This is a genomic window from Streptomyces phaeochromogenes, from assembly GCF_001418655.1.
GTDB lineage: Bacteria > Actinomycetota > Actinomycetes > Streptomycetales > Streptomycetaceae > Streptomyces > Streptomyces phaeochromogenes.
This window is the reverse complement of the sequence record NZ_LIQZ01000069.1, coordinates 1-13190: the sequence shown is the minus strand read 5'-3', so window position 1 is coordinate 13190 and position 13190 is coordinate 1. Positions and strand designations below refer to the sequence as shown.

The following is a 13190-nucleotide window of genomic DNA, read 5'->3' as shown; positions in this document are numbered from 1 at the left end:
GGGTGTACTCGCTGGAGGAGACCGGGCAGGCGGCGTACGACGTGCACCGCAACCTCCATCAGGGCAAGGTCGGAGTCCTGGCGCTGGCGCCCGCCGAGGGCCTCGGCGTCCGCGACGAGGAGAAGCGCGCCCAGCACGTCGACGCCATCAACCGCTTCCGGAACATCTGAGGGCCACCCATGACTGAGCGCCAGACGCCGCAGGCGAAGAACGAGAGGGACCGGCCGTGGCTCATGCGCACGTACGCCGGTCACTCCACGGCCGAGGCGTCCAACGAGCTGTACCGGCGCAACCTCGCCAAGGGCCAGACGGGTCTGTCGGTCGCGTTCGACCTGCCGACACAGACCGGCTACGACCCCGACCACATCCTCGCCCGCGGCGAGGTCGGCCGGGTGGGCGTGCCCGTCTCGCACCTCGGTGACATGCGCCGGCTGTTCCAGGACATCCCCCTGGACCAGATGAACACCTCGATGACCATCAACGCCACCGCCATGTGGCTGCTGGCGCTCTACCAGGTCGTCGCCGAGGAGCAGGGCGTCGACATCACCAAGCTCCAGGGCACGACCCAGAACGACATCGTGAAGGAGTACCTGTCACGGGGGACGCACGTCTTCCCGCCCGTGCCCTCGCTCCGTCTGACGACGGACATGATCTGCTACACGGTCAACAACATCCCCAAGTGGAACCCGATCAACATCTGCAGCTACCACCTGCAGGAGGCGGGAGCCACCCCGGTCCAGGAGATCGCGTACGCGATGTCCACCGCGATCGCCGTCCTGGACGCGGTGTTCGCGTCCGGGCAGATCGCGGAGGAGCAGAAGGGTGACGTGGTCGCGCGCATCTCCTTCTTCGTGAACGCGGGCGTCCGCTTCGTCGAGGAGATGTGCAAGATGCGGGCGTTCGGCCGCATCTGGGACAGGATCACGCGCGAGCGGTACGGCATCGAGAACCCCAAGCACCGACGTTTCCGGTACGGGGTCCAGGTCAACTCGCTCGGTCTGACCGAGGCCCAGCCGGAGAACAACATCCAGCGGATCGTGCTGGAGATGCTGGCGGTGACCCTCTCGAAGGACGCACGCGCGCGTGCCGTCCAACTCCCGGCCTGGAACGAGGCGTTGGGCCTGCCCCGGCCCTGGGACCAGCAGTGGTCCCTGCGCATGCAGCAGGTGCTCGCGTACGAGAGCGACCTGCTGGAGTACGCGGACATCTTCGAGGGCTCGCACGTCATCGAGGCGAAGGTCGCCCAGCTGGTCGAGGACTCGTTCGCCGAGATCGACCGGATCCAGGAGATGGGCGGCGCGATGGCGGCCGTCGAGTCGGGCTATCTGAAGTCGCAGCTCGTCTCGTCGCACGCCGAGCGCCGGGCCCGTATCGAGTCCGGTGACGAGAAGATCGTCGGCGTCAACATCTTCGAGTCGACCGAGCCGAACCCGCTCACGGCCGATCTGGACGCCGCGATCATGACGGTCGACCCGGCGGTCGAGGCCGGCGTGACCGCCGCCCTCAAGGACTGGCGGGACACCCGCTATCAGCCCCCCTTCAACCACCCGCGCCCCTGCAAGGCGCTGGAGCGGCTGAAGGAGGCCGCGAAGGGCACCGGCAACCTCATGGAGGCCACCCTGGAGTGCGCCCGGGCCGGGGTCACGACCGGCGAGTGGGCCGGTGCCCTGCGCGAGGTGTTCGGCGAGTTCCGCGCCCCCACCGGTGTCTCCTCCGCGCCCGTCGCGGTGACCGCCGAGGAGGGCTCGGCCATGTCGGAGGTCCGCCGCAAGGTGGAGCTGACCGCGAAGGAGATGGGCGTCGGCAAGCTCCGCTTCCTGGTGGGCAAGCCGGGCCTGGACGGGCACTCCAACGGCGCCGAGCAGATCGCCGTACGGGCCCGTGACGCCGGGTTCGAGGTGGTCTACCAGGGCATCCGGCTCACGCCCGAGGAGATCGTTACCGCGGCCGTCGCCGAGGACGTGCACGCGGTGGGCCTGTCGATCCTCTCCGGTTCGCACGCCCAACTGGTCCCTGACGTGCTCGAACGCCTGCGTGTGGCCGGTGCCACAGACATCCCGGTGATCGCCGGTGGCATCATCCCGAATGGCGACGCCGAAGACCTGCGGGCCGCGGGAGTGGCCGCGGTCTTCACTCCGAAGGATTTCGACATCACCGGAATCATCGGCCGGATCGTCGACGAGATCCGGAAAGCGAACAAGCTCGACCCACTGGAGGTCCCCGCATGACCAGCCCCGTCAACCGTCTTCGTCCGCGGCGCTCCTGCCTCGCCGTGCCGGGGAGCAACCCCCGCTTCCTGGAGAAGGCGCAGGGTCTCCCGGCCGACCAGGTCTTCCTGGACCTGGAGGACGCGTGCGCGCCGCTGGCCAAGCCCGAGGCGCGGCACACCATCGTCAAGTTCCTCAACGAGGGTGACTGGACGGGCAAGACGCGGGTCGTGCGCGTCAACGACTGGACGACCGAGTGGACGTACCGCGATGTCGTCACGGTGGTCGAGGGCGCGGGCCCGAACCTCGACTGCATCATGCTGCCGAAGGTCCAGGACGCCCAGCAGATCGTGGCCCTGGATCTCCTGCTGACGCAGATCGAGAAGACGATGGGCTTCGAGGTCGGCAAGATCGGCATCGAGGCGCAGATCGAGAACGCCCAGGGTCTGAACAACGTCAACGAGATCGCGACGGCCTCCCAGCGCGTCGAGACGATCATCTTCGGCCCGGCCGACTTCATGGCGTCGATCAACATGAAGTCGCTGGTCGTGGGCGAGCAGCCGCCCGGCTACCCGGCGGACGCCTACCACTACATCCTGATGAAGATCCTGATGGCCGCCCGCGCCAACAACCTCCAGGCGATCGACGGCCCCTACCTGCAGATCCGCAACATCGACGGCTACCGCGAGGTCGCGGGCCGCGCCGCCGCCCTCGGTTTCGACGGCAAGTGGGTGCTGCACCCGGGCCAGGTCGAGGCGTCCAACGAGATCTTCTCGCCCTCGCAGGAGGACTTCGACCACGCCGAGCTGATCCTGGACGCGTACGACTTCTACACGTCCGAGGCGGGCGGCAAGAAGGGCTCCGCGATGCTCGGCGACGAGATGATCGACGAGGCCAGCCGCAAGATGGCCCTCGTCATCTCCGGCAAGGGCCGGGCCGCGGGCATGCAGCGCACCAGCAAGTTCGAAGCCCCGGAGGCCTGAGCACATGCAGTTCGGACGCACCTACGAGGAGTTCGAGGTCGGCGCGGTCTACAAGCACTGGCCCGGGAAAACGGTCACCGAGTACGACGACCACCTCTTCTGTCTCCTGACGATGAACCACCACCCGCTCCACATGGACGCCAACTATGCGGAGAACACGACTGACTTCGGGAAGAACGTCGTCGTGGGGAACTACATCTACTCGCTGCTGCTGGGCATGTCGGTGCCGGACGTGTCGGGCAAGGCGATCGCCAACCTGGAGGTCGAGTCGCTGAAGCACGTCGCGCCGACCTTCCACGGCGACACGATCTACGGCGAGACCACGGTCCTCGACAAGACCCCGTCGAAGTCCAAGAACGACCGCGGAATCGTCTACGTCGAGACCAAGGGCTACAAGCAGGACGGCACGCTGGTCTGTGTGTTCCGCCGCAAGGTGATGGTCCCCACCGAGACGTACATCAAGGAGCGCGGCGGCGAACAGCCCGGCCGGCCCCAGCTCAAGGAGCAGGAGAAGTAGCCATGGCGCGACTCGCCCAGACCGCCGGTCTCACCGACATCCAGCAGGAGATCCTGTCCACCGTCCGGGACTTCGTGGACAAGGAGATCATCCCGGTCGCGACCGAGCTGGAGCACCGCGACGAGTACCCGCAGCAGATCGTCGACGGGCTCAAGGAGTTGGGCCTCTTCGGCCTCATGATCCCCGAGGAGTACGGGGGTCTGGGCGAGTCGCTCCTCACCTACGCGCTGTGCGTGGAGGAGATCGCGCGCGGCTGGATGTCGGTGTCCGGCATCATCAACACCCACTTCATCGTGGCGTACATGCTCAAGCAGCACGGCACGCAGGAGCAGCGGGAGTACTTCCTGCCGCGGATGGCGGCGGGCGAGGTGCGCGGCGCGTTCTCCATGTCGGAACCGGCACTTGGCTCGGACGTTTCGGCGATCACGTCGAAGGCGGTCAAGGACGGCGACGAGTACGTCCTGAACGGTCAGAAGATGTGGCTGACGAACGGCGGAACGTCGACGCTCGTGGCCGTTCTGGTGAAGAGTGACGAAGGCCACCCCGAGGGCACCGCGCCCCACAAGTCGATGACGACCTTCCTGGTGGAGAAGGAGCCCGGCTTCGGTGAGGTCCGCCCCGGCCTGACCATCCCCGGGAAGATCGACAAGATGGGGTACAAGGGTGTCGACACCACCGAGCTGATCATGGATGGCCTGCGGATTCCGGCCAATCGCGTGCTCGGCGGGGCCACCGGCCGAGGGTTTTACCAAATGATGGACGGCGTCGAGGTCGGCCGCGTCAACGTGGCGGCGCGTGGTTGCGGTGTAGCTCAGCGTGCGTTCGAACTGGGCGTCTCCTATGCCCAGCAGCGTCACACTTTCGGCAAACCGATCGCCCAGCACCAGGCGATCCAGTTCAAGCTGGCCGAGATGGCTACCAAGGTCGAGGCCGCCCATGCGATGATGGTGAATGCGGCACGCAAAAAGGACTCCGGGGAGCGAAACGACCTCGAAGCAGGGATGGCGAAGTACCTCGCCTCCGAGTACTGCAAAGAGGTTGTCGAAGACGCCTTCCGGATCCACGGCGGTTACGGCTTCTCCAAGGAGTACGAGATCGAGCGCCTCTACCGTGAGGCCCCGATGCTGCTCATCGGTGAAGGTACCGCCGAGATCCAGAAAATGATCATCGGACGCAGGCTGCTCGAAGAGTATCGGTTCCAGGGCTAGATATACCGATTCGGGGTGTTTCATCGAGAAGAAGGTCACACCCCGTCAACGCTCTTCAGCCGCCGACTCGGCTTCCTGGCTTGCCCAGTTGTGGCCCGCGACCGGTACGATCCCGGGAAAGCCGCCGTCCCCCGTTACAGCGCGGCATCATCCGCTACGAAGGTCATCCATGCCCCACAGCCAAACCTCTGCACCACGCGACAGCCTGGCAGGCGTACGTATTGCGCGCGGAGCATCGCCGTGGCTCCTGCCGACCGTCGCCACCGCAGCACTCAGCCTGGTACGCGCGCGCAAGTCCGGCGCCGCCAAGGCCGTCGCCGTGCCCGCCACCGCGCTGGCGGCGGGCATGCTGTGGTTCTTCCGCGACCCCGAGCGTGAGATCGCCCCGGGCCGGGTCATCTCCCCGGCCGACGGCGTGGTGCAGAGCATCATGCCGTGGAAGGACGGTCGCACCCGCGTCGCGATCTTCATGAGCCCGCTGAACGTCCACGTCAACCGCGCGCCTCTCTCCGGCACGGTGACGTCCGTCGAGCACATCCCCGGCGGTTTCGTTCCGGCGTTCAACAAGGAGAGCGAGAACAACGAGCGCGTTGTCTGGCACTTCGACACCGAGCTCGGCGACATCGAGATGATCCAGATCGCCGGTGCGGTCGCGCGGCGTATCGTGCCGTACATCCCTCAGGGCACGAAGGTCGAGCAGGGCGACCGGATCGGGCTGATCCGTTTCGGGTCGCGCGTCGACATCTACCTCCCCGAGGGTGTCGAGGTCGACGTGGAGGTCGGCCAGAAGACCGTGGCGGGGGTGACTCGCATTGACCGTGATTGATCCCGAGACACAGGCCGGCTGGGTGCCGGAGGCCGACGAGCTGGACGACGAGGAGGAGATGCCCCTCTCTCTCCGCCTCTCAATAGCGGACACCCTCACGCTCGGTAACGCCACGTGCGGCTTCATGGCGGTGTACTTCACCACCACCGGCATCCTGATCCCGCACCTCACGGGCAGCCAGGAGACCGGCATGGCGCGGCACAGTGCCGCGACCGCCGTGATCCTGATGCTGTGCGCCGCGGTCTTCGACCTGTTCGACGGCCTGGTCGCCCGCAAGCTGCGCTCCTCACCCATGGGCGCGGAGCTGGACAACCTCTCCGACCTGATCAGCTTCGGCCTGGCGCCGGCGTACTTCGTGCTGGTCTACGGCATGGTCGCCGACGACGCGCACCAGCGAGTGGCGGCGGTGGGGGCCATCGTGGTCCTGCTGGCGGTCGTGCTCCGACTCGCCAGATTCTCCTGCGTGACGGTCAAGGACGGCACCTTCCAGGGCATGCCCTCGCCGTTCGGCGCGCTGACCGTCGTCTCCATCGTGCTGCTCGAGCTGCCGTTCGTCGCCACGCTCATGGCGATCATCGGCACCGCGTGGCTGATGGTGAGCCGGGTCGAGTACCCGAAGCCGCGGGGGCGGCTCGCCGTGGCGATGCTCTCCTGGATCGTCACGAGCATGGCGCTGCTCGCCGCCTGGGCGTTCGACGCGCCCGGTGGGCAGCTTCTGCTCCAGACCGGGTGTGCGCTGCAGCTGGTGACCGGAGCGGTGATTCCCCTCTTCGCCACGGCTCGGAGGGTGAACAACTTCAGGGACAACCGGCGTGAGGCGCGGGCGGCACAGCTGCCGTAGCGGTTTCGTCGGTGTACGACGTCGAAGGGCCCCGAACCTGTTGGTTCGGGGCCCTTCGTGCGGGGCCCTTCGTGCGGGACCGAAAGACTGCGCAGTTCCCCGCGCCCCCGAACAGCCGGGCTCAGGTGGCCGGTGTGTATGCCGTCGCGGTGTCCGAGGCCTCGGGGTCCCTGACCACCTTCATGCCGCCTGTGACGGACTTGTCGGGCTGGAGGATGACGCTCTGCTTGGAGGAGGGGGCGTTCGGGTCGGTGAAGTCCTGGGGGATGCCGAAGCCGGTGTCGAGGGAGTTGATGGTGAGGAGGGCCTTGTCCACGCCCTCACGGGTCAGGTCCTTGGACGCGCAGGCCTTCTTCAGGGCCTCGCCGAAGGCGTAGACCGCGGTCCAGCCGGCGACGACTCCGTTGTCCAGGGAGTCCTTCGGGTACGCCTTCTTGTAGTCGGCGACCAGCTTCTGGGCCTCCGGGGTGTCCGCGCCGATGGGCAGCGAGGGCGAGGCCACGTAGTAGTTCTTCATCAGGGCCGGGCCCGCCTGGGTCGCCAGGAGCTGCGGGGCGAAGGCCGAGTTGTTGCCGATGATCGGGACGTCGAAGCCGCCTGCCGCGGCGACACCGACCAGCGAGGCCGCCTGACGCGGGCCCGCACTGATCACGACCGCCTTGACGCCCGCCTTCTTCAGGGCCGCGACCTGGGCGGTCATGTCGTTGTCGGTCGGCTTGATCTTCTGTTCGACGACGGTCAGACCGGCCTCCTTCGCGATGTGCTTCGAGCCGACCAGCGCGCTCTCGCCGTAGTCGCCCTCGAAGTAGACGTGCCCGATCTTGTCGCCCTTCTTGATGCCCTTCTCCTTCATCAGGAAGTCGACGGCGTTGATCGTCTCGATGTCGTACGTGGATCCGATGACCCGGATGTACGGGCTGCCGAGCAGCGTCGCCGACCAGGCCTGCGGCAGGACCAGGCCCTTGTCCTGACCGTCGATGCGCTGCTTGACCGAGGCGACGAACGGCGAGCCGATGAACTGCGTGAAGCCGAGCACCTTCGGCTCCAGCTCGGTGTACCCGGCGAGGGCCTTCTGCGGGTCGTAGCCGTGGTCGCGGACGGTGAGCTCGACCTTGTAGCCGCAGACACCGCCGTCGGCGTTCAGCTGCTTCACATAGAGCTGCTGGGCCTGGGTGACGCTCTTGCCGAGGGTCGCGTACACGCCGGTCATGTCGGTGAGGACGCCGAGCGTGATGGTCTTGCCGGAGATGCCGTCGCCGGTCTTCACCTCGCCCGCGGCCGTCCCCTTGCCCTTGCTGTCGTTGTCGTCGTCCTTGGCCTTTGAGCTGCACCCGGCCAGCACGAGCAGCGCGGCGAGCGCGCCTGCGGTCACCTGGGCCGCGTAAGTCGTCCTCATCGTTCCTCCCCTGGATTGGACCGTGGACCGGTCCTGACACGACGCCCGGCGGCCACCCTGACCAGGCCGCCGGGCAGGAAGAGCACCACCGCGACGACGGCGGCGCCGTAGAGGTACCGGGATGCCTCGCCCGGTGCGATCCCGCCCGTACCGGGGGCGGAGACCAGGGGCAGCGCATCGCTGTAGCGGGTCAGCAGCTGCGGCAGCAGGGAGACGAACGCGGCCCCGACCACCGCCCCGGAGACCGAACCGAGCCCGCCGATGACGATCATGGCGAGGTATTCGAGCGACAGCGTGATGCCGAAGTAGTCCGGCACCGTCCGCTGGAAGACCAGGGCGAGCAGGACGCCCGCGAGGCCCGCGTACATCGAGGACAGGACGAAGACGGCGGCCCGGTAGCGGGCGACGGGCACGCCGATGACCCCGGCGGCTATGCGGTGGTCCCGGATGGCGTTCATGGCCCGTCCGGGGCGACCGCGCAGCACCCCGCGGGCGAAGAGCGCGCAGCCGAGGAGGAGGACGAGTCCCGCGTACCAGAGCTTCTCCGCCGAGCCGAACGGCACGGCTGCGACGACGAGTTCACGGTCGTCGAAGGTGAGTCCGAAGAGGCTCAGGGGTGGTACCTCGCGGCCGTTGAAGCCGCCGGTGAGGTCGCGGGCGTTGAACAGCACGTGCTGGCCGATGAAGATCAGCGCGAGTGTGGCGATGCCCAGGTAGGCGCCGCGCAGCCGGCCCGCGATGGGGCTGAAGAGGCCGCCCGCCAGGCCCGCGACGAGGACGGCGAGGACGGCCGCGAGCCAGGTCGGCAGGCCGAGGCCGGTCAGCCCGTCACCGCCGTCGGCGGCGAACACGCAGTAGCCGTACGCGCCGACCGCGAGGAAGAAGGCGTGGCCCATGGAGAGCTGGCCCGTGGAGCCGGTGAGGAGGTTGATGCCGATCGCCCCGATCGCGGCGACCATCGCGAACAGCCCGGCCTGGAGCCAGAACCGGTCCACGTAGAAGGGCAGGGCGAGCAGGAGGACGGCTCCGGCGGCCCAGACGTACGGACGCGCGTGGGTGGGCAGGGCAGGCCTGCGGCGGGCGGGCCGTGGCTTGTCGGCCGCCGCGTCACGCGTGAGGACCTCAGACACGGGCCAGCTCCTTCGTGCCGAACAGCCCGGCGGGCCGGATGAGCAGGATCACCATCATCACGAGGTAGGGGGCGAGGTCACCCAACCCCCTCCCCAGGAAGGTCAGTTCGCTCTGGTAGCCGGTGGCCAGGGATTCGGTGACGCCCACGAGCAGACCGCCGACGAGCGCGCCCGTCGTGGAGTCGAGGCCGCCGAGGATGGCGGCGGGGAAGGCCTTGAGGGCGGCGAGCGAGGTGGCTCTCTCCAGTCCCGGTGTCGGGAAGACGGTCAGGAACAGCGCGGCCACGGCCGCGAGGCCGCCTGCCACGGCCCAGGCCCCGAGCGACACCCTGCCGAGCCGTACGCCCATCAGCGCGGCCGTCTCCGGGCTCTCTGCGGCGGCCCGCATCGCGACGCCCCAGGAGGTGTAGCGGAACGCGAGCAGGAACACGGTGATGAGCAGCGCCGCGGCCACGAAGGCGGCGATGCGCGTGTGGGCCAGGGAGATGGGGCCGATGGTGAGCACGGCGTCGCCCCACGGGTCGCCGAGGGGCAGGACGTCCGTGCCGATGCGGCGGGTCAGTTCCGTGGTGAGCAGGATGTCCACGCCGATCGTGACGATGGCGAGGACGCTGTGGTCGGACCCCCGGTAGCGGCGCATCACCAGGAACTCCACGGCCGCGCCGACCACCGCGGCCCCCGCGATCCCGACCAGCAGCGCGGGCCAGAAGCCGATGTCGTCGTGGAGGGTCGCGGTGACGTACCCGCCCGCCAACAGCAGTGACGCATGGGCGAAGTTGACGACCTCGGTGGCCCGGAAGATGACCACGAAGCCGAGGGCGATGAGGGCGTAGACCGACCCCATCGACACGCCGTTGAGGAGGAGTTCGGCGAAGGTGCTCACGAGGCGTTCTCCTCTCCCGAGCGGTGCTCCCCCAGGTAGGCGCGTACGACCGCCGGGTCGTTCTGTACGTCGGCGGGGGCGCCGTCCGCGATCAGGCGCCCGAAGTCGAGTACGGTCACCGCGTCAGCGAGCCGCATCACCACCCCCATGTCGTGTTCCACCAGGACGATCGAGATGCCGAGGCTGTCGCGAACTCCCGCTATCACGGCGGAGGTTCGGCGGCGTTCGTCGGCGGTCATGCCCGCGACCGGCTCGTCCAGGAGCAGCAGGCGCGGCTCCATGCAGAGGGCGCGGGCGAGTTCGGCGAGTTTCTGCTGCCCGTACGGGAGGGAGCCCGCCGGACGGCCGAGGTAGGGCGCGATGCCGACGAACTCGGCGATCTCGCGCACGCGTTCACGGTGTCGGCGCTCCTCACGGGCCGCCGCGGGAAGGCGAAGTCCCGCCGACAGGAAGCCGGTTCGGGTGAGCCGGTGGCGTCCGAGGAGCAGGCTGTCCTCGACCGTGGCGAGCGGAGGCAGCGCGAGGTTCTGGAAGATGCGGGCGACGCCCAGATCGGCGATGCGGTGCGGAGGCATGCCGGTCAGTTCGTGCTCGCCGAAGAGGACGCTGCCGGCGGTGGCTCGGTAGACCCCGGACAGGACGTTGAAACAGGTGGACTTTCCGGCGCCGTTGGGGCCGATGAGGGCGTGCACGGTGCCGGGGCGCACGGTGAAGTCGACGGAGTCCAGGGCGGTGAGGCCCGCGAACCGGACGGTCAACTCCCTTACGTGGAGCGGCGGGACGTCGGAAGCGGGTGAAGTGGCTTCCGGCGGTGGGGAGTCCGGCCGGGTGGGATCCGACCGGGTGAGGCCTGACCGGGTGGGGTCCGGTCTGGTGGTCGGGTCCCGTCTGCTGTGCGGCCGGGCGGGGTCCGGTTCGTCGTCGCCCGGTGTGCCGTCGCTGGGCATCGCGTCGTCGCTCGGCATGTCGGTGTTCACCCCTTCCAGCGGGTCAGTGCGGGATGCGTGGTGCGGGCCCCCTCGGCGTCGGCCGCCGCGTCCTCGTCGACGACGCCCAGATAGCGGCGGCGCACCTCGTCGGAGGCGGCCAGTTCGTCCGCAGGACCCGACAGGGTGACTTCGCCGACTTCGAGGACGTACGCGCGGGAGGCGAGGCGCAGGGCGAGGGCGGCGTTCTGTTCGACGAGCAGGATCGAGGTGCCCTGGGCGTTGATCTCCCGTACGGTGTCGGCGATCCGCTCGGCCATCAGCGGGGCGAGGCCGAGGGACGGCTCGTCGAGGAGCAGGATGCGCGGGGTGGCCATCAGGCCGCGGCCGACCGCGAGCATCTGCTGTTCTCCGCCCGACAGCAGGCCGGCGCGCTGCTGGGCGCGGTCGGCGAGGACGGGGAACAGTTCGTGGACGCGGCGCAGGGCGGCGGCCCGGCCGGTCCGGCCCCCGGTGGCGCCGAGGGCTCCGGCGCGGAGGTTGTCGGCGACGGTCATCCGGGCGAACACCCGCCGCCCTTCCGGGATTTGGGACACTCCCGCGGCGACGACACGGTCCGGCGACAGCCCGTCGAGACGGCGGCCGTTCAAGCTCACCGTACCGCCGGTGACCGCGCCGCCGTGGAACGACAGCGTCCGGCAGACCGCCCGGAGCAGGGTCGACTTGCCCGCGCCGTTGCCGCCGAGGACGGTGACCACGGCACCCTCGGGCACCTCAAGGGAAACCTGGCGCAGTGCGCGTACCGGCCCGTATCCGACCGACAGGTCGTGAACGACCAGCCCGGAACCGCCCGAACCATCCGAACCACCCATCGAACTCCCCCTGTTCTCGCCCCGTGTGGCGCTCACCACAGCACCGGCGGGGGCGTCCGTCCACGGGGTGCGGGCGAATCGCTGCGGGTGACCAGCGGGCGCGGCCGTGCGTTGTGCGCGCGCACAACACCGCGTGTCAGGGGCCTGTGCGGGGCGGCCCACCGGTGGCATCCTCCGCCCATGGGAGCCCGCAGAAGGCGTACCGGTCATGACTGGAAGCTGCTCACCGAGTCCTGTTCAGCGCTGCTGGAACGGCTGCCCGAGCTCGTCGACGAGCACATGCGGCAGCTGACCGAACACTCCTCCGTCTACAAGGAGTTCCTGCCGTACGACCAGCAGTGGCGGGAGGCCGAGGAGGCGATGCGGATCGGGATCCAGACGATCTCCGCGCCCCGGGACTCGCCACGGCGTGACCTGGAGTACGCGGAGGAGGCGGGGCGGCGGCGGGCCCAGCAGGGGTTGCCGCTTGAGTTGCTCGTGCACGCGTATCGCGCCGCGGGGTATCTGGTGTGGGACGCGTTGATGGAGGAGGGGGCGGCGGCCGGGCAGGAGCCTGAGCGGCTCGTGGTGCTGATGCGTTCGGCGACCATGGTGTGGTCCGCCGTGGACGCGCAGGCCGCCGTGGCCACCGAGGCGTACCGGGCGACCGAGATGGAGCTTCGGCGGCGTACCGACGAGCGGCTTCAGGCGCTGCTCGACGCGCTCCTCGAAGGGCAGGAGGCGCCCGGTCTCGCGGCTCGGGCCGCCGCCGGGCTCGATCTTCCCGAGCGGGGGCCGTATGCGGTGGTCGTACTGCGGTCCGAGCGGCGGGAACGGGAGTCGTATCGGCGGCCCGTGGAGGGGGACGGGTTCCGGTTCATCTGGCGGATGCGGGCGGACTGTGAGGTGGGGGTGGTGGCTCTCACGGACGGGCAGGGGCTCGACGGGGTCGCGCGCGCCTTGGACGGCCGTTGTTCCGGTCCCGGTGGGATCAGTCCCGTCGTCGCCGGGCTTGCCGAGCTGGGGCGGGCTCGGCGGCTCGCCGAGCTTGCCCTTCGCACGTGTCCGCCCGACGCGACGGCCGTCGTGCGGCTCGATCAGCGGATGCCGACCGCGCTCGTCGTGAGCCAGCCCGAGTTGGCGGGGCGGCTTGTGTCCGACGTCTTCGGGTCACTGCTCGAACTCGAACCGGCCGATCGGGCGGTGTTGCTGGAGACCCTGGATGCGTGGCTCGCGTGTGAGGGGTCTGCCGGGCGGGCGGCCGGGCGTCTGTACTGCCACCGGAACACGGTCTTCAACCGCTTGCGGCGGTTGGAGCAGCTGACGTCTCGGTCGTTGGCTCGGCCTCGGGATTTGATTGAGATGACGTTGGCGTTGGATGCGTATCGGTTGAGCTAGGGCTCTTTTCTCGCCCCCGCCGCC

Annotated in this window: 12 protein-coding genes and 1 pseudogene; 8 read left to right on the top strand and 5 right to left on the bottom strand. The window is 69.0% G+C overall.

The window, feature by feature from the left end:
• The 7 genes and pseudogenes from AOK17_RS49895 to pssA all read left to right on the top strand — a co-directional run.
• Positions 1-170 (top strand): annotated as a pseudogene (locus tag AOK17_RS49895) (crotonyl-CoA carboxylase/reductase); the annotation flags it as partial.
• Positions 171-179: 9 nt separating this feature from the next.
• On the top strand, positions 180-2228 hold the full coding sequence (locus tag AOK17_RS10215) for a protein meaA (RefSeq protein ID WP_055612053.1): 2049 nt from the start codon (positions 180-182) through the stop codon (positions 2226-2228).
• A complete protein-coding gene (locus AOK17_RS10210) occupies positions 2225-3190 on the top strand; it encodes an HpcH/HpaI aldolase/citrate lyase family protein (protein WP_055612052.1) in 966 nt (321 codons plus the stop codon). The genes AOK17_RS10215 and AOK17_RS10210 overlap by 4 nt, the downstream gene beginning before the upstream one ends.
• A 4-nt stretch (positions 3191-3194) precedes the next feature.
• Positions 3195-3707, top strand: coding sequence for a MaoC family dehydratase (locus AOK17_RS10205; protein ID WP_043687845.1), 513 nt, complete (start codon positions 3195-3197; stop codon positions 3705-3707).
• 2 nt (positions 3708-3709) lie between these two features.
• On the top strand, positions 3710-4915 hold the full coding sequence (locus AOK17_RS10200) for an acyl-CoA dehydrogenase family protein (RefSeq protein ID WP_055612051.1): 1206 nt from the start codon (positions 3710-3712) through the stop codon (positions 4913-4915).
• A gap of 169 nt (positions 4916-5084) precedes the next feature.
• On the top strand, positions 5085-5741 hold the full coding sequence (locus AOK17_RS10195; RefSeq protein ID WP_055612050.1) for a phosphatidylserine decarboxylase: 657 nt from the start codon (positions 5085-5087) through the stop codon (positions 5739-5741).
• Positions 5742-5763: 22 nt separating this feature from the next.
• Positions 5764-6582, top strand: coding sequence for a CDP-diacylglycerol--serine O-phosphatidyltransferase (pssA, locus tag AOK17_RS10190; protein WP_055612055.1), 819 nt, complete (start codon positions 5764-5766; stop codon positions 6580-6582).
• A gap of 121 nt (positions 6583-6703) precedes the next feature.
• On the opposite strand, the gene AOK17_RS10185 is transcribed toward pssA, so the two are convergent.
• Genes AOK17_RS10185 through AOK17_RS10165 form a run of 5 tightly spaced genes read right to left on the bottom strand, consistent with a single transcriptional unit; the run spans position 6704 to position 11789 of the window.
• Positions 6704-7978 (bottom strand): ABC transporter substrate-binding protein, encoded by a 1275-nt coding sequence (locus AOK17_RS10185; RefSeq protein ID WP_055612049.1) that lies wholly within the window; start codon positions 7976-7978, stop codon positions 6704-6706.
• Positions 7975-9108 carry a branched-chain amino acid ABC transporter permease gene (locus AOK17_RS10180; protein ID WP_055612048.1) on the bottom strand — a complete coding sequence of 378 codons (1134 nt, stop codon included), beginning with the start codon at positions 9106-9108 and terminating at the stop codon, positions 7975-7977. Before AOK17_RS10180 ends, AOK17_RS10185 begins: the two co-directional genes overlap by 4 nt.
• A complete protein-coding gene (locus tag AOK17_RS10175; RefSeq protein ID WP_055612047.1) occupies positions 9101-9991 on the bottom strand; it encodes a branched-chain amino acid ABC transporter permease in 891 nt (296 codons plus the stop codon). The genes AOK17_RS10180 and AOK17_RS10175 overlap by 8 nt, the downstream gene beginning before the upstream one ends.
• The gene (locus AOK17_RS10170; RefSeq protein WP_245697079.1) at positions 9988-10956 is read right to left on the bottom strand and encodes an ABC transporter ATP-binding protein; all 969 of its coding nucleotides are present in this window, start codon (positions 10954-10956) and stop codon (positions 9988-9990) included. Before AOK17_RS10170 ends, AOK17_RS10175 begins: the two co-directional genes overlap by 4 nt.
• A gap of 8 nt (positions 10957-10964) precedes the next feature.
• Positions 10965-11789 carry an ABC transporter ATP-binding protein gene (locus AOK17_RS10165; protein ID WP_055612046.1) on the bottom strand — a complete coding sequence of 275 codons (825 nt, stop codon included), beginning with the start codon at positions 11787-11789 and terminating at the stop codon, positions 10965-10967.
• 180 nt (positions 11790-11969) lie between these two features.
• Here AOK17_RS10165 and AOK17_RS10160 point away from each other — a divergent pair, with 180 nt between their 5' ends.
• Positions 11970-13166: a PucR family transcriptional regulator gene (locus AOK17_RS10160; protein ID WP_055612045.1), complete on the top strand. Its 1197-nt coding sequence runs from the start codon at positions 11970-11972 to the stop codon at positions 13164-13166.
• The last annotated feature ends 24 nt before the right edge of the window (positions 13167-13190 follow it).